Raw genomic sequence first — 16456 nt, 5'->3', positions numbered from 1 at the left:
GCGTCCACTTTCGTCCCGCCGGCCAACGAACTCGGTTTGTGCGTGACGACGTTGAACAAGCCGATCGCAACACGGCACCAGAGACCATTGGTTGATCAACCCGCGCCAAACGGCCGCGCGTTGTCCACAGGTCGCCCAAGTAGTCTGTGGATAAGGGGTGTTGGCTGTGGACCAAACCCTCCGCCGAAAACAACCTGCGTGATCCGTGTCTCTCCCACACCCTGGAGCCATGGATGAAAGACGCACCGTGAAGGTGTCGAAGTACCTCTCGAAACACCTCCGCCACCAGCCCGAACGCATCGGTCTGACGCTGGACCCGGCCGGCTGGGTGGAGATCGACACGCTGATCGCCGCTGCCGCCGCGCACGGATTCCGCTTCACCCGGGAGGAACTCGACCACGTGGTGGCCGCCAACGACAAGCGGCGCTTCGCGGTCGAGGGCACCCGTATCCGAGCCAGCCAGGGACACAGCGTCGAGGTCGACCTCGGCCTGCCCCCCGCGACCCCGCCGCCGTACCTGTACCACGGCACGGTCGCCCGCAGCCTGGACGCCATCCGCGCCGAGGGGCTGCGGCCCATGGACCGGCACGACGTCCACCTGTCCGCGGACCGCGAGACCGCCGCCCGGGTCGGCGCCCGCCGCGGCCGGCCCGTCGTGCTCTCCGTGGACGCGGGCGCCATGCACCGCGACGGCCACGTCTTCCACGTCAGTGCCAACGGAGTGTGGCTCACCCGGGCGGTGCCACCCCGCTACCTGCGCTTTCCCACCGTGCACTGACCTTCCGGCCGGCGCCGCCCGCCCCAGGGCCCGGTCGCACCGTCGCGAGGCGGCCGCGCACGGTGATCGATTTCGGCCATTGCCGGGGCGCCCCCGTACGCTCGGACGCATGAGTCTGCATCTGAGCACCGTGATCCTGCCCTACCGCCGCTGGAGCGAGGGCGGCCGCGCGGCCTGGGTACGGGCCGAGGAGCTCGGTTTCCACACCGCGTACACCTACGACCACCTGTCCTGGCGCACCTTCCGCGACGGCCCGTGGTTCGGTGCCGTGCCGACGCTGACCGCGGCCGCGGGAGTCACCGAGCGGCTGCGCCTCGGCACGCTCGTCACCTCGCCGAACTTCCGGCATCCGGTGACCCTCGCCAAGGAGCTGATCTCCCTGGACGACGTCTCCGGCGGCCGGGTGACCCTGGGCATCGGCGCGGGCGGGACGGGCTTCGACGCCACCGCCCTCGGCCAGGAGCCCTGGACGCCGCGCGAGCGTGCCGACCGGTTCGCCGAGTTCGTACCGCTGCTCGACCGGCTGCTCACCGAGGACTCGGTGTCCCACGAGGGCCGCTTCTACTCGGCGTTCGAAGCCCGCAACATCCCCGGCTGCGTGCAGCGGCCGCGGCTGCCCTTCGCCGTGGCGGCCACCGGCCCGCGCGGACTGCGGCTCGCCGCCCGGCACGGGCAGGCCTGGGTGACCACCGGCGACCCGAAGCTGTACGAGAACGGCACCCCGGAGCAGTCCGTCGCCGCGCTGCGCGGGCAGGTGGAGAAGCTCGCCGCGGCCTGCGCGGAGCCCGGGCGGGACGTGGCGGGGCTGGACAAGGTGCTGCTGACCGGCTTCACCCCGGACCGCGGCAGGCCGCTCGAGTCGGTGGACGCCTTCGTGGACTTCGCGGGCCGTCACCAGGAGCTGGGTTTCACCGAGATCGTCCTGCACTGGCCGATCCCGGACTCCGACTTCGCCGCCGACGAGAAGGCCTTCGAACGGATCGCCATGGAGGGCCTCGCCCAGCTCCCGTGATCCGGTGCCGGAGGTGTGGCCCACCGGCGGGCGCAGACGTCGTCCGTCGGCCGACCTCGGTGTGTCGGCGGACTCATCTGTGCGGACTCCCGCACGGGCGTGCGGGCATATGCGCCAGAATGGCCCGGTGACCTCAGCGACCAGACAGCCCGGGACCCCGGCCGCCGCCTTCCGGCCGCGGCTGATAGCCACCGACCTCGACGGCACTCTCCTGCGCGACGACAAATCGGTCTCCCCGAGGACGGTCGCCGCGCTGGCGGCCGCGGAGGAGGCGGGCATCGAGGTCTTCTTCGTCACCGGCCGCCCGGCCCGCTGGATGGACGTGGTCAGCGACCATGTCCACGGCCACGGCCTGGCGATCTGCGGCAACGGCGCCGCCGTGGTCGACCTGCACGGCGGTCCCGGCTCCCACCGGTTCGTGAAGGTGCGCGAACTGGCCCGCCGCAACGCGCTGGACGCCGTGCTGCTGCTGCGGGAGGCGGCGCCCGGCACGGTGTTCGCGGTCGAGCAGACGTACGGCTTCCACCAGGAGCCGGCCTATCCCAAGCTGCACATGGAGACGCCGGACAACCTGCTGCCCGCGGAGGACCTGCTCGCGGCCGACGGCCCGGACGCCGACCAGCCGGTGCTCAAGATCCTCGCCTACCACCCCGAACTCGACCCGGACGCCTTCCTCACGCTGGCCCGGCTGGCGGTCGGCGAGCGCGCCAACGTCACCCGCTCCAGTCCCAGCGCCCTGCTGGAAATCAGCGGCCCCGGCGTCTCCAAGGCCAGCACCCTCGCCCTGTGCTGCGCGGAGCGCGGCATCTCGCACGAGGAGGTCGTCGCCTTCGGTGACATGCCCAACGACGTCGAGATGCTGACCTGGGCGGGCCGGTCGTACGCGATGGGCAACGCCCACCCGGACGTCCTGGCCGCCGCGTCGGGCCGTACGGTCGCCAACAACGAGGACGGCGTGGCCATCGTCATCGAGCGGATGCTCGCCGAACGCGGCTGACACCGGACGGGGTCCGGCCGCAGCGGGCTGTTACGCGTCTCAGCGGGCCGGCCTGGTGCCCTCGCACCTCTGAGCGGGCGGGACATGGTGCCCGCGTCGCTCAGCGGGCCGCCACCAGCGCCTCGGCGGCCGCCTCCCGCCGTGCCATCGCCCGCAGCGGCCCGGCCACGGCGGCCAGCTCCGCGTACGGCCCCCGCTGCACCACCCGGCCCTCGTCCAGCACGAGGACCTCGTCCACCGCGTCGAGTCCGGCCAGCCGGTGGGTGATCAGCAGCGTGGTACGGCCCTCGGTCGCGGCCAGCAGATCCGCGGTGAGCGCGTCGGCCGTCGGCAGGTCCAGGTGTTCCGCGGGCTCGTCCAGGACGAGCACCGGGAAGTCGGCGAGCAGCGCGCGGGCCAGCGCGAGGCGCTGCCGCTGTCCGCCTGACAGCCGTGCCCCGTGCTCGCCGACGAGCGTGTCCAGCCCGTCCGGCAGTCCGTCCACCCAGTCCAGCAGCCGGGCCCGGGACAGCGCGTCCCGCAGATCGGCCTCGGTGGCGTCCTTCCGGGCCAGCAGCAGGTTCTCCCGCACGGAGCTGTCGAAGAGGTGGGCGTCCTGGGCGCACAGCCCGACGAGCCGCCGCACGTCGTCGCCGCCCAGGGCGCACGCGTCCACACCGGCGAGCGTGTACGAGCCCGCCCCGGGGTCGAGGAACCGCAGCAGCACCTGGGCGAGCGTCGTCTTGCCGGAGCCGGACGCACCGACCACAGCGATCCGCCGGCCCTGACCCAGGGTGAGGTCCAGCCCGGCCAGGGCGTCGCGCCGCTGCTCCGGATGGCGGGCGGTCAGGCCCCGGACCACGAGCGGGAAGGGCGAGAGGGGGGCCTGCCGCGGACGGTCCGGCTCGGTGACGGCATCCGGGGCGTCCAGCACCTCGAACACCCGCTCCGCGCTCCGGCGCACCCGCTGACGATGGCGCACGGCGAGCGGGAGCCCCAGCACGGCCTCGAAGGCGGCCAGCGGGGTGAGGACCACCACGGCCATCGCCACCCCGCCGAGCCGTCCCGCGGCCACCGCCTGGGCGCCCAGCAACGCGGTCGCGGCGACGGTCAGGCCGCAGACCAGTGCGGTGAGTCCGTCGCCCAGGGCGGTGGCGCCGGCGCCGCGCGCGGCGATCCGGGTGAGGATGCCGTCGGCCCGCCGGGCCGCCTCGGTGCGGGCCGGCAGCGCGCCGGCGACGGTCAGTTCGGCGGTACCGGTGAGCAGGTCGGTGACCCGGGTCGCGAGTACGCCGCGGGCCGGTGCCAGCCGTCGCTCGGCGCGTCGCGCGGCGGCCGCGGTGACCACGGGGACGCCGGCGCCGGCCACGAGGAGCCCGGCGGCGAGGGCGGCCCCGGCCTCGGGCAGCAGCCAGGCCGTGAAGGCGACGGAGACGGTGGATACGGCGGCCGCGACCCCGGCGGGCAGCAGCCAGCGCAGCCAGTAGTCCTGGAAGGCGTCGACGTCGGCGACCAGCCGGGTGAGCAGATCGCCGCGGCGGGCCGTGCGCAGCCCGGCGGGCGCCAACCGCTCCAGCCGCCGGTAGACGGCGACCCGGGTGTCGGCGAGCATCCGCAGCACGGCGTCGTGCGAGACGAGCCGCTCGGCGTACCGGAAGACGGCCCGCCCGATCCCGAAGGCCCGCGTCGCCGTCACGGCCACCATCAGGTAGAGCACCGGCGGATGCTGTGAGGCCCGTGAGATGAGCCAGCCGGAGGTGGCCATCAGACCGACCGCGCTGCCCAGCGCCAGGCCGCCGAGCAGGAGCGCGAGCAGCAGCCGGCCGCGCCGTGGGCCCGCCAGGGCCCGTGCCCGGGCCAGGCTCCGGCCACGCGGAGCCGGCACACCGGTCTCCGGCTCCGATCCGGCGTCGGCAGGGCCGCCCGGCTCGACCGGCCGGGTGCCCGCTTCGGCGCTCCCGGTGGCGGCCGAGGCGGAGGCGACGGCTGCGTGCGCTTCGACGGCCGCCGGAGCCGGAAGCTCCAGCCGGACCACCCGGTCCGCCACCTCCAGCAGCGCCGGCCGGTGCACCACCAGCAGGACCGTGCGGCCCACCGCCAGCCGGCGCACCGCCGCCACGACATCGGCCTCCGTCGCCCCGTCCAGCGCGGCCGTCGGCTCGTCCAGCAGCAGGACCGGCCGGTCCGCGAGGAAGGCACGGGCCAGCGCGACCCGCTGGCGCTGACCGGCGGACAGCCCCGCGCCGTCCTCGCCGAGCACGGTCCCCGCGCCTTCGGGCAGCGCCTCCACGAACTCAAGCGCGCCAGCGTCCCCCAGTGCCCGGCGCACTGCGGCGTCGTCCGCGTCGGGCCGGGCCAGCCTCACGTTCTCCGCGATGGTGCCGGCGTACAGGTGCGGCCGCTGCGGCACCCATGCGATCCGTGAACGCCACTGCTCGAGGTCGATGTCGGCGAGGTCGGTCCCGCCCACACGCACCCGGCCCTCGGCGGGCCGGACAAAGCCCAGCAGGACGTTCAGCAGGGTGGACTTGCCCGCGCCACTCGGGCCGACCAGGGCCACGGTCTCACCGGGCGCGACGGTGAAGGACACGCCTGTCAGGGCATCGGCCGAACGCTGCGGGTAGCGGACCGTCACCGCGTCGAAGGCGATGGCACCCGGGCCCGCGGCAGTGGTGCCCGACTCCGGCGCCGGCGTCTCCAACACGTCGAAGAGCTCCTCCGCGGCAGCGAGCCCCTCCGCCGCCGCGTGGTACTGCGCCCCCACCTGACGCAGCGGCAGATAGGCCTCGGGCGCCAGGACCAGGATGACCAGGCCGGTGTACAGGTCCATGTCGCCGTGGACGAGGCGCATGCCGATCGTCACGGCGACCAGCGCGACCGAGAGCGTGGCCAGGAGTTCCAGGGCGAAGGAGGAGAGGAAGGCGATCCGCAGGGTCCGCATGGTGGCCTGGCGGTACTCACCGGTGATCCGCCGGATGGATTCGGCCTGTGCCTTGGCCCGGCCGAACACCTTCAGTGTGGGCAGTCCCGCGACCACGTCCAGGAAGTGACCGGACAGCCGGGACAGCAGCCGCCACTGGCGGTCCATGCGGGACTGGGTGGCCCAGCCGATCAGCATCATGAAGAGCGGGATGAGCGGCAGCGTGCCGACGATGATCGCCGCAGACACCCAGTCCTCGGTGACGATGCGCGCCAGCACGGCGACCGGGACCACCACCGCGAGCCCCAGCTGCGGGAGATAGCGGGAGAAGTAGTCGTCCAGGGCGTCGACTCCACGCGTGGCCAGAGTGACCAGCGAGCCGGTCCGCTGCCCGTCGAGCCAGCCGGGGCCGAGGTGAACGGCATGCTCCAGGACGCGCCCTCGGAGTTCCGACTTCACGGCCGCGCTGGCCCGGTGCGCCGCGAGTTCAGTGAGCCACGCGACGATCGACCGACCCACGGCCACGGCGGCCAACAGCAGCAGGGGGGTGCGGAGTTCGGTGACCGCCTGGCCGCGCTGGAACGCCCCCGTGACCACCTCGGCGATGAGCATCGCCTGGGCGATGACCAGCCCGGCTCCGACGGCTCCCAGGCCGACGGCCGCCACCAGGAAGAGGCGGGTGGCCCGGGCGTATCGCAGCAGACGCGGATCGATTGGTTTCACGTGAAACATGCCCTTCCGTCCGGAGGGAGTGTTTCACGTGAAACACTCCCTCGGCGGTCTCAGTGCGCAGGTTCGGCTATGTGCTGGGTGCCGATCCGCTTGCGGAACACCCAGTAGGTCCAGCTCTGGTAGAGCAGCACGAGCGGAGTGGCGACGGCCGCACACCAGGTCATGATCTTCAGGGTGTACGGGCTCGACGAGGCATTGGTGACAGTGAGGCTCCAGTCACCGTCGAGCGTGGACGGCATGACGTTCGGGAAGAGCGACAGGAAGAGCATCGCCACGGACGCCACGATGGTCACGCCGGACAGCGCGAACGACCATCCCTCGCGCCCCGCCTGGTTGGCCACCAGCGCGGCCACCAGGGCGGCAACGGCCACGATCAGCGCCACCAGGCTCTTGCCGTCACCGCTGTGGGACTGCGTCCACAGCAGGAAGGCGAGCGCCACGACGGCGGTGACGAGCCCGACCTTCAGTGCCAGCTTCCGCGCCCGCGCCCGGATGTCTCCCACAGTCTTCAGTGCCGTGAACACCGCACCATGGAAGGTGAACAGCGTCAGCGTCACCAGACCGCCGAGCAAGGCGTAGGGGCTGAGCAGGTCCAGGACGCTGCCGACGTACTCGAAGTGCCGGTCGATCTTCACGCCGTACACGATGTTCCCGAAGGCCACGCCCCACAGGAACGCCGGGACGAGCGAGGTCCAGAAGATGGCCGTCTCCCAGTTGCGCTGCCAGTTCTCCTCGGGCCGCTTGGCCCGGTACTCGAAGGCGACGCCCCGGACGATCAGGCAGACCAGGATGGCCAGCAGCGGAAGGTAGAAGCCGGAGAAGAGCGTGGCGTACCACTCCGGGAAGGCGGCGAAGGTCGCGCCGCCCGCGGTGAGCAGCCACACCTCGTTGCCGTCCCAGACGGGCCCGATGGTGTTGATGAGCACCCGGCGCTCGGGCCGGTCGCGGGCCAGCAGCTTGGTGAGGATGCCGACCCCGAAGTCGAAGCCCTCGAGGAAGAAGTAGCCGGTCCACAGGACAGCGATCAGGACGAACCAGACGTCGTGAAGTTCCATGACTTTTCCCTCGGCCTAGTAGGAGAAGGCCATCGGCTTGTCGGCGTCACGGGTGTCGCCGCCGATCTTGGTGGGCGGGTTGAGGTCGGCCTCGGTCAGCTCGGGCGGGCCGGCCTTGACGTACTTCGCGAGCAGCTTGACCTCGACGACGGCGAGGATCGCGTACAGCGCGGTGAAGACGAGCATCGAGGTGAGGACCTCGCCCTGGGAGACACCGGGGGAGACCGCGTCGCGGGTCTGCAGGACGCCGTAGACCGCCCACGGCTGCCGTCCCATCTCGGTGAAGATCCATCCCCAGGAGTTGGCGATCAGCGGGAAGGCCAGGGTCCAGACCGCGATGCGCCAGTACCAGAAGGTCAGCTTCGGGCCGAGTGCCTTGTTCCGGAACAGGACCAGGTGCGGCACCTCCTCGTCGCCCACCCGCAGGTGCTGCGGCAGCAGGAACTTCTTGCGGGTCAGCCAGAGCCCGGCGAGACCGATGGCGAAGGATGCCATGCCGAAGCCGATCATCCAGCGGAAGCCCCAGAAGGTGACCGGGATGTTGGGCCGGTAGTCACCGGGTCCGAACTTCTGCTGCTCCGCCTTGTTGACGTCGTTGATGCCGGGCACGTACGAGGTGAAGTCGTCGTTGGCGAGGAAGGACAGCAGACCCGGCACCTCGATGGCCACGCTGTTGTGGCCCTTCTCCACGTCGCCGTAGGCGAAGACCGAGAACGGCGCCGGTTCCTGGCCGTCCCACAGTGCTTCGGCGGCCGCCATCTTCATCGGCTGCTGCTTGAACATGACCTTGCCGAGCACGTCACCGCTGACCGCGGTGAGCAGACCGGCGATCACCACGGTGATCAGGCCGAGCCGGAGCGAGGTCTTCATCTCGCGGACGTGCTTCTTGCGGGTCAGGTGGTAGGCGGCGATGCCGACCATGAACGCGCCACCGGTCAGGAAGGCTGCGGAGAGGGTGTGGAAGGCCTGGCTGAGTGCGGTGTTCTGAGTCAGCACGGCCCAGAAGTCGGTCAGCTCGGCCCGTCCCCGTACCTTGTCGATCTTGTAGCCGACCGGGTGCTGCATCCAGGAGTTGGCCGCGAGGATGAAGTACGCCGACAGGACCGTGCCGATCGACACCAGCCAGATGCAGGCCAGGTGGATCTTCTTGGGCAGCTTGTCCCAGCCGAAGATCCACAGGCCGATGAACGTGGACTCGAAGAAGAAGGCGATCAGGGCCTCGAAGGCGAGCGGGGCACCGAAGATGTCACCGACGAAGCGCGAGTAGTCCGACCAGTTCATGCCGAACTGGAACTCCTGCACGATGCCGGTGACCACACCCATCGCGATGTTGATCAGGAAGAGCTTGCCCCAGAACTTCGTCGCCCTGAGGTACTTCTCCTTCTCCGTGCGCACCCAGGCCGTCTGCAGCCCGGCCGTGAGGGCGGCCAGGGAGATCGTCAGGGGGACGAACAGGAAGTGGTAGACGGTGGTGATGCCGAACTGCCAGCGCGCCAGTGTCTCCGGCGCCAGAGCCAGGTCCACGTCGTCACTCTCCTTACTGCGCCGTGGTACAGCGGCGGTTTGCTCCTTTTGTCAGGCACATACGGGAGCAATCGGGACGCGCTTGTGAACGCGTTCACATTCACAAGCCATTATGACGCACTGGCATTCGGCAACCGCACGGGGGTACCCCTCCGGGTCCGTGCCGGACCGGACCGGACCAAGAGGCGGGCCCGTCGGAGAGAGTTGGGCCCGGCAACGAGAAGGGCCCCGCACACGGCGGGGCCCGGTCCAGACCGCCGGCGTCCGCCCGGCGGCCCGCTCTCAGCTCTCCTTGTGGAACGCCTCGGCGACCTTCAGGAAGATGTCATTCGCCTCGTTCTCCCCCACCGTCACCCGCACGCCCTCGCCCGGAAACGGCCGGACCACCACGCCGTGCTCCTCGCAGGCCGCGGCGAACGCGGCCGTGCGCTCCCCCAGCCGCAGCCACACGAAATTGGCCTGGGTCTGCGGCACCGTCCAGCCCTGGGCACGCAGCGCGTCGACCACGCGGGTGCGCTCGCACACCAGCGAGCCGACCCGGCCCAGCAGCTCGTCCTCGGCCCGCAGCGAGGCGATCGCCGCCTCCTGCGCGAGCTGGCTGACACCGAACGGCACCGCCGTCTTGCGCAGCGCCGCCGCCACCGGCTCATGGGCGATCGCGAAACCGACGCGCAGGCCGGCGAGCCCGTAGGCCTTGGAGAACGTGCGCAGGACGCAGACGTTCGGCCGCTTCCGGTACAGCTCGACGCCGTCGGGCACCTCGGGGTCGCGGATGAACTCGCGGTAGGCCTCGTCGAGCACCACCAGGACGTCCCTGGGCACCCGGTCGAGGAACCGTTCCAGCTCGGCCCGGCGCACCACGGTGCCGGTCGGGTTGTTGGGGTTGCAGACGAAGATCAGCCGCGTCCGCTCGGTGATCGCGTCCGCCATGGCGTCCAGGTCGTGCACATCGCCCGGGGTGAGCGGCACCTGGACCGAGCGCGCGCCGCTGATCTGCGTGATGATCGGGTACGCCTCGAAGGAGCGCCAGGCGTACATCACCTCGTCACCGGGCCCGCTGGTCGCCTGGATCAGCTGCTGGGCGACGCCCACCGAGCCGGTGCCGGTGGCGAGGTGGGCGAGCGGGACGCCGAACCGCTCCGACAGCTCCTCCATCAGCCCGCTGCAGGCCATGTCCGGGTAGCGGTTGAAGTTGCAGGCGGCCGCGGACACGCTCTCCAGCACGCCGGGGAGCGGGGGGTAGGGGTTCTCGTTGGAGGACAGCTTGTAGGCGACCGGCCCGCCGGCGGCGGCCGGCTTGCCCGGCTTGTAGGTGGGGATACCCTCCAGCTCGGCGCGCAGCTTGGGGCTCGTCTCGCTCACCGCAGTCCTCCTCGCGACCACCGGCGGCCCGTCGACGCCGCCGGCTTCCAATACTCCACACCTTATGAGGATTCGGCCTCGCTGCGTACAGGTGCGGGAGGACGGAAGTCCGGTCTCTTCGGCCGCGCGGGCATCGGGGGGCATCACCGTACGAAGGCGTACGTACCAGGGGGCGTGCCACACATATATCTACGCGCCGGTGGCTCGCGCCCTGGCGCGCATCCCTCGTGCAGGTGAGTTGAGACCTCTTCGAGACATGGGCCTCTTGGCAGGCCCACGCCCGTCGGCACGTCACGTCCTGCCATTGGATCGTTCAACTTCCTTGCTTTCCAAGGAAGTTGTGGGCTGTTCGCCATGCAGAAACGTGCCTGTCAACGCGTGCATATGCGTCCGCCCTACCCCACCGCATGAGCCCTACTATCGGCTCGCCATGACAGCAGCAGGGAAGCACCAGGTGAGCCGCGCGGAAACCTCACGTCGAGGCAGCCGACCGGGCCGGGCTGGCATCAGAGACGTGGCCGCCGCCGCCGGGGTCTCCATCACGACCGTGTCCGACGCCCTCAACGGCAAGGGCCGGCTCCCGGACGCCACCCGGCGCCACGTCCGCGAGGTCGCCGACCGGCTGGGGTACCGCCCCTCGGCCGCCGCCCGCACCCTCCGTACCGGCAAGTCGGGACTGATCGGCCTGACCGTGACGACGTACGGGGATGAACCTTTCACCTTCACGGAGTTCGCGTACTTCGCCGAGATGGCCCGGGCCGCCACCTCCGCCGCGCTCGCCCGCGGCTACGCGCTGGTGATCCTGCCCGCGACCTCCCGCCACGACGTCTGGTCCAACGTCGCCCTGGACGGCACGGTCGTCATCGACCCCTCCGACAAGGATCCGGTGGTCAGCGAGCTCGTCCGCCAGGGCCTGCCGGTCGTCTCCGACGGGCGCCCGGCCGGCTCGCTCCCGGTCACCGCCTGGGTCGACAACGACCACGAGGCCGCCGTCCTCGACATCCTCGATCACCTCGCCGACGCCGGCGCCCGCCGCATCGGCCTCCTCACCGGCACCACGACGGACACCTACACCCATCTGTCCACCACCGCCTACCTGCGCTGGTGCGAGCGGGTCGGCCAGGACCCGGTGTACGAGGCATACCCCGCGCACGACCCCTGCGCGGGCGCCGTCGCCGCCGACCGGCTGCTGGCCCGGCCCGACCGGCCCGACGCCGTCTACGGCCTCTTCGACCCCAACGGCACCGATCTCCTCGCCGCCGCCCGCCGCTACGGCCTGCGCGTCCCCGAAGATCTGCTGCTGGTGTGCTGCAGCGAGTCCACGGTGTACGCCAACACCGAGCCGCCCATCACCACGCTCTCCCTGAAGCCGCGCAGGATCGGCACGGCGGTGGTGCAGCTGCTCATCGACGCCATCGAGGGCGTCGACTCGGATCAGCCCGTCGAACAGGTGATACCGACCGAACTGATCGTGCGTACCTCGTCCCAGCGACGCCCTCCGCGCACCACCGTCAGCCCGCCGCGGGCCCCGGAGGCGGGGTAGCGGACGGGCACCGCGCCCGGCGGACGACCACGGAACACGCGGTGGCCGCCGCCGGGCGGCAGGCCGCTGAAGGTGCGCGGGGCGCGGGGCCGGCCCGTGTACGCTCCCACCGGGTGTCCGGCAACCGGTCGAACACCTGCCCAAACGGGATGAAAGCCGCGGTGAACCGGAGTCTCGCTCCGATTGACTACCCCTGGGTCACCACACGGAACGACGCGCATTCCTATGATGGGCCCACGACACCGCGGGCCGCTGCGACCAGGCAGTCCGAAGCGGTGCAGCTGCGGCGCGATGGTGGAGGGGTCTGATGACTCAGGGGGCCGGTCAAGGACCCGAGGTGGAGCGGACGGCGACGGTGCGCGACTTCCGGGTGCCCGCATACGTCAACGAGACCGGTCCGTACGTCCGCACCCACCCCGGTGACACCGTGCCCCTCATGGACGAGGCCTACCCCGACGGCTACACGCCCACCCAGCGCGACCTGCCCGTCATCAACCGCGGCGACACGCCGCAGGTCTCCGTCGAGCCGGGTCCGGCGGCCCCGGACCCGCAGCCGGCGACCGGGCCGGGCCCCCTGTACGTCGTCGGTGACGTCCACGGCTACCTGGACGAACTGCTCGCCGCCCTGCGGGAGAAGGGGCTGGTCGACGACGCCGGTCAGTGGAGCGCGGGCACCGCCCGGCTGTGGTTCCTCGGTGACTTCACCGACCGCGGCCCCGACGGCATCGGCGTCATCGACCTGGTCATGCGGCTGTCCGCCGAGGCGGCCGCGGCCGGCGGCTACTGCAAGGCCCTCATGGGCAATCACGAGCTGCTGCTGCTCGGCGCCAAGCGGTTCGGCGACACCCCGGTCCACAGCGGCGCGGGCACCGCCACCTTCCAGGCGGCCTGGCTGCTCAACGGCGGCCAGAAGACCGACATGGACCGCCTCCAGGACCACCACCTGCAGTGGATGTCCCGCCTCGACGCCGTCGAGGAGGTCGACGGCCACCTGCTCATCCACTCCGACACCACCGCCTACCTCGACTACGGCGACTCGATCGAGGCGGTCAACGACACCGTCCGCGAGACCCTGACCCGTAACGAGGCGGACGAAGTCTGGGACCTGTTCCGCAAGTTCACCAAGCGCTTCTCCTTCCGGGACGAGGGCGGCGCGGAAGCCGTACGCTCCCTCCTCGATACGTACGGCGGCACCCGCGTCGTTCACGGCCACAGCCCGATTCCCTATCTGCTCGGCGAAGTCGGCTCCGAGGAGACCGAGGAGGACGAGCGTCCCCCGGTGGAAGGACCGCACATCTACGCCGACGGGCTCGCCATCGCCATGGACGGCGGCGTGACCATGGCCGGCAAGCTGCTGGTCCAGCAACTTCCCCTGGGTGCCTGAGCGTTCGCGGCGCTGATCGGGTCCGACCGGATGCGCCCAGGTCGGCACGCAATTTCCGGCAACCCCCTGTCACCGCGTGGCGTCGCGGCTCTACCATCGGCTTATCCGTAGCAGGCTCCCCTCCGTTTCTGCCCGACGGCTCGCCGGCGTGCGAGCCCCAAGCCCTACGGAGCATCGGGGGATGCACATGAACAGCGTTCCGCAGCACCTGCTGAGCGAGGACCGCCAGGAATTCGAGCGGGTCCTCGATGAGGCGCTGCGCTCCGCACCCCAGCGACCCGAACTGGCCGCTGTGGGACAGCGGCTCAACCCGGAACAACTGCGCACCATGGCACTCAACGCCACCGCGCTCATCACGGCGGCCGCGGCGAGCGAGTACCAGCACTACGTGAAGGTCCGAGAAGAACTGCGCCGCCCCGCGCCGGCCGTCGCGTCGGCCGCCGACGACACCGCTTCCATGGAGCCGGGCGCGGACCCGGTCGGGCTCGCCACCGCCCTCGGCGAGGCCGCCGAGACCACCGGCGCGGGCGCCGTGGCCGTGATCGCGGTGCTGGCTCCCGTCCTCGCCGGGACCGCCGCGGCGATCTTCCTGCTCGTCGGCTACATCCTGAAGATACTGGCCCCCGGCCAGGCCTTCGCCCAGACCATGCTCACCGCGGGCTGGGTGTTCGGCGCCGTGACCTCCGCCGCGATCCTCGTCGCCGGCGCCGGGCTGCTGCTCACCGCCCTGCGCAACAGCGCCGCGGCGGAAGCCGGATCCCATGCGGCGGCCGACGCGGAGGTGACACGGGCCAGAGAGGCCTGGCGGGAGGCCCTGCTGGAACGCGGCGTGCTGCCGTTCCTGCGGGACGCGCTCGCCCAGCCCGGTGCGGCGCCGCTGCACCGCACCGCGCCCCCGGCCCCGACCGGCCGCATGCCGCGCCTCGGCTACGGCCGGCCCGGCTTCAGCAGCCCGGACGACGGCTCCGGCTCCGACCGCCCGAGCTTCAGCAGCCCCGACTACACCAGTCCCGACTTCGGCGGCCCGGAACACCAGCCGGAGTAGCCGGCCTGCGCCCCTTCACGGGGCGCCTGCCCGGCCCGGGCCGCCGCGAGGCGGGAACGCGTGCCCGCGGGCGGGCCGCCGCGTCGCTCCTGCCGCACGGGGCCCGGGGCTCGGCACCCCCGGGCCGGCGGTCCTCACCACGAGGTGATCAGTCGGCGATCGGCAGGTACACCCGATTGCCCGACGCCGCGAACTCCCTCGATTTCTGAGCCATGCCCTCCTCGGCCTCGGCCCGGGTTCCGCCGTGTTCGCGGCGGATGTCCTGGGAGATCCTCATGCTGCAGAACTTCGGCCCGCACATGGAGCAGAAGTGCGCCGTCTTCGCGGGTTCGGCCGGCAGGGTCTCGTCATGGAACTCCCTCGCCGTGTCGGGGTCCAGGGCGAGGTTGAACTGGTCCTCCCACCGGAACTCGAAGCGGGCGTCGGACAGCGCGTCGTCCCACTCCTGCGCGCCGGGGTGACCCTTGGCGAGGTCCGCCGCGTGGGCGGCGATCTTGTAGGTGATGACCCCGGTCTTGACGTCGTCGCGGTTGGGCAGGCCCAGGTGCTCCTTGGGCGTGACGTAACAGAGCATCGCCGTGCCCCACCAGGCGATCATCGCGGCGCCGATGCCGGAGGTGATGTGGTCGTACGCCGGCGCGATGTCCGTCGTCAGCGGGCCGAGCGTATAGAACGGAGCTTCATCGCAGATCTCCTGCTGAAGGTCGATGTTCTCCTTGATCTTGTGCATCGGGACGTGTCCCGGGCCCTCGATCATGGTCTGTACTTCGAAACGCCTGGCGATCCGGTTGAGTTCCCCGAGCGTGCGCAACTCCGCGAACTGCGCCTCGTCGTTGGCGTCCGCGATCGAGCCGGGCCGCAGGCCGTCGCCCAGCGAGTAGGTGACGTCGTACGCGGCGAGGATCTCGCACAGTTCCTCGAAGTTCTCGTACAGGAACGACTCCTTGTGGTGCGCCAGGCACCACGCGGCCATGATCGAGCCGCCTCGCGAGACGATGCCGGTCTTGCGGTTGGCGGTGAGCGGCACGTACGGCAGGCGCACGCCCGCGTGGACGGTCATGTAGTCCACGCCCTGCTCGGCCTGCTCGATGACGGTGTCCTTGTAGATCTCCCAGGTCAGTTCCTCGGCCCGGCCGTCGACCTTCTCCAGCGCCTGGTAGAGCGGGACGGTGCCGATGGGCACGGGGGAGTTGCGCAGCACCCACTCGCGCGTGGTGTGGATGTTCCGGCCGGTGGAGAGATCCATGACCGTGTCGGCGCCCCAGCGGGTCGCCCAGGTCATCTTCTCGACCTCCTCCTCGATGGAGGAGGTGACCGCCGAGTTGCCGATGTTGGCGTTGACCTTCACCAGGAAGCGCTTGCCGATGATCATCGGCTCGATCTCCGGGTGGTTGACGTTGGCGGGCAACACCGCGCGCCCTGCCGCTATCTCGTCCCGGACCACCTCGGGGTCCACGCTATCCCGGATGGCCACGTACTCCATCTCCGGTGTGATCTCGCCCCTGCGCGCGTACGCGAGCTGTGTGACCGCCTGGCCCGCACGGCCACGGCGCGGCTGGCGCGGGCGCCCGGGGAACACCGCGTCAAGGTTGCGCAGCCCGCCGCGCGGCGAGGTGTGCTTGATCCCGTCGTCCTCGGGGCGGACGGGTCGGCCCGCGTACTCCTCGGTGTCGCCGCGGGCGACGATCCAGTTCTCCCGCAGCGGCGACAACCCCCTGCGGACATCGGTGTCGACGAGCGGATCGGTGTACGGGCCCGAAGTGTCGTACAGCGTGACCGACTGCCCGTTGGTGAGGTGCACCTGTCGGACCGGCACCTGCAGATCGGGGCGTGAACCCTCGACGTACGCCTTGTGCCAGCCGATGGACTTCCCGGCCTCCTGGGACTTCTCGTCCTGAACGGAGGCAGGCGTGCGCGCGTCCTTGTTGGTCATGAGACCTACTCCCTACGCCGGCATTACCCGGTAACAGGTTCGGCGGTCGACGCAGCGGTTCTCCGGTCGCGGATGTCCCCTGTGAAAACGTCGTTCCACGTGAAACATCGCGTGTACGGAGGTCAGCGCCCTCTCAGCCCGGTGCTCCGAGCTCCCGCGTGTGCAAAGGTGTCTCCACGCTAGCGTCAGTTC

The 16456-nt window shown here is 71.2% G+C and carries 11 protein-coding genes and 1 riboswitch; of the genes, 6 read left to right on the top strand and 5 right to left on the bottom strand.

Translation table 11 applies throughout. The features are described from left to right. Nucleotides 1–229: 229 nt before the first annotated feature. The 3 genes from ACFQ9Z_RS13490 to ACFQ9Z_RS13480 all read left to right on the top strand — a co-directional run bounded on the left by ACFQ9Z_RS13490 (nt 230) and on the right by ACFQ9Z_RS13480 (nt 2787). Nucleotides 230–778, top strand: coding sequence for an RNA 2'-phosphotransferase (locus ACFQ9Z_RS13490; protein ID WP_383015635.1), 549 nt, complete (start codon nt 230–232; stop codon nt 776–778). Nucleotides 779–887: 109 nt separating this feature from the next. Further along, on the top strand, nt 888–1790 hold the full coding sequence (locus ACFQ9Z_RS13485) for an LLM class flavin-dependent oxidoreductase (RefSeq protein WP_383015632.1): 903 nt from the start codon (nt 888–890) through the stop codon (nt 1788–1790). A gap of 109 nt (nt 1791–1899) precedes the next feature. Beyond that, nucleotides 1900–2787 carry a Cof-type HAD-IIB family hydrolase gene (locus tag ACFQ9Z_RS13480; RefSeq protein WP_383015629.1) on the top strand — a complete coding sequence of 296 codons (888 nt, stop codon included), beginning with the start codon at nt 1900–1902 and terminating at the stop codon, nt 2785–2787. Nucleotides 2788–2887: 100 nt separating this feature from the next. On the opposite strand, the gene cydD is transcribed toward ACFQ9Z_RS13480, so the two are convergent. The 4 genes from cydD to hisC all read right to left on the bottom strand — a co-directional run bounded on the left by cydD (nt 2888) and on the right by hisC (nt 10359). Next, the gene (cydD, locus tag ACFQ9Z_RS13475; RefSeq protein WP_383015626.1) at nt 2888–6409 is read right to left on the bottom strand and encodes a thiol reductant ABC exporter subunit CydD; all 3522 of its coding nucleotides are present in this window, start codon (nt 6407–6409) and stop codon (nt 2888–2890) included. A gap of 59 nt (nt 6410–6468) precedes the next feature. Beyond that, entirely contained in the window at nt 6469–7473 is a 1005-nt protein-coding gene (gene cydB, locus ACFQ9Z_RS13470; RefSeq protein ID WP_383015623.1) for a cytochrome d ubiquinol oxidase subunit II, read from the bottom strand. Between the two features lie 15 nt (nt 7474–7488). Continuing rightward, nucleotides 7489–8997, bottom strand: a complete 1509-nt coding sequence (locus tag ACFQ9Z_RS13465) for a cytochrome ubiquinol oxidase subunit I (RefSeq protein ID WP_383015620.1) — start codon at nt 8995–8997, stop codon at nt 7489–7491. Nucleotides 8998–9279: 282 nt separating this feature from the next. Further along, nucleotides 9280–10359: a histidinol-phosphate transaminase gene (hisC, locus tag ACFQ9Z_RS13460; protein ID WP_383015617.1), complete on the bottom strand. Its 1080-nt coding sequence runs from the start codon at nt 10357–10359 to the stop codon at nt 9280–9282. Between the two features lie 430 nt (nt 10360–10789). Here hisC and ACFQ9Z_RS13455 point away from each other — a divergent pair, with 430 nt between their 5' ends. From ACFQ9Z_RS13455 to ACFQ9Z_RS13445, 3 genes are all read left to right on the top strand, one after another. After that, nucleotides 10790–11902 (top strand): LacI family DNA-binding transcriptional regulator, encoded by a 1113-nt coding sequence (locus tag ACFQ9Z_RS13455; RefSeq protein WP_383015613.1) that lies wholly within the window; start codon nt 10790–10792, stop codon nt 11900–11902. Between the two features lie 307 nt (nt 11903–12209). Further along, nucleotides 12210–13286: a metallophosphoesterase gene (locus ACFQ9Z_RS13450; RefSeq protein ID WP_383015610.1), complete on the top strand. Its 1077-nt coding sequence runs from the start codon at nt 12210–12212 to the stop codon at nt 13284–13286. A gap of 181 nt (nt 13287–13467) precedes the next feature. Next, nucleotides 13468–14331, top strand: coding sequence for a hypothetical protein (locus ACFQ9Z_RS13445; protein ID WP_383015607.1), 864 nt, complete (start codon nt 13468–13470; stop codon nt 14329–14331). Nucleotides 14332–14479: 148 nt separating this feature from the next. Here the strand turns inward: ACFQ9Z_RS13445 and thiC are convergent, their stop codons facing one another. Next, a complete protein-coding gene (thiC, locus tag ACFQ9Z_RS13440) occupies nt 14480–16264 on the bottom strand; it encodes a phosphomethylpyrimidine synthase ThiC (RefSeq protein ID WP_383015604.1) in 1785 nt (594 codons plus the stop codon). Beyond that, a riboswitch (TPP riboswitch) is annotated at nt 16257–16432 on the bottom strand. Its footprint overlaps the gene before it by 8 nt. Between the last annotated feature and the right edge of the window lie 24 nt (nt 16433–16456).

It is taken from the genome of Streptomyces sp. NPDC056580, assembly GCF_042793175.1.
Lineage (GTDB): Bacteria > Actinomycetota > Actinomycetes > Streptomycetales > Streptomycetaceae > Streptomyces.
The sequence above is the reverse complement of the archived record's forward strand: the minus strand, read 5'-3'. Positions and strand labels throughout refer to the sequence as shown.

Bases quoted from the DNA above. Each gene is read 5' to 3' on its own strand.
- ACFQ9Z_RS13490 (WP_383015635.1), top strand. From the start codon at position 230: ATGGATGAAAGACGCACCGTGAAGGTGTCGAAGTACCTCTCGAAACAC.
- ACFQ9Z_RS13485 (WP_383015632.1), top strand. From the start codon at position 888: ATGAGTCTGCATCTGAGCACCGTGATCCTGCCCTACCGCCGCTGGAGC.
- ACFQ9Z_RS13480 (WP_383015629.1), top strand. From the start codon at position 1,900: ATGCGCCAGAATGGCCCGGTGACCTCAGCGACCAGACAGCCCGGGACC.
- cydB (WP_383015623.1), bottom strand. From the start codon at position 7,473: ATGGAACTTCACGACGTCTGGTTCGTCCTGATCGCTGTCCTGTGGACC.
- ACFQ9Z_RS13455 (WP_383015613.1), top strand. From the start codon at position 10,790: ATGACAGCAGCAGGGAAGCACCAGGTGAGCCGCGCGGAAACCTCACGT.
- ACFQ9Z_RS13450 (WP_383015610.1), top strand. From the start codon at position 12,210: ATGACTCAGGGGGCCGGTCAAGGACCCGAGGTGGAGCGGACGGCGACG.
- ACFQ9Z_RS13445 (WP_383015607.1), top strand. From the start codon at position 13,468: ATGCACATGAACAGCGTTCCGCAGCACCTGCTGAGCGAGGACCGCCAG.
- thiC (WP_383015604.1), bottom strand. From the start codon at position 16,264: ATGACCAACAAGGACGCGCGCACGCCTGCCTCCGTTCAGGACGAGAAG.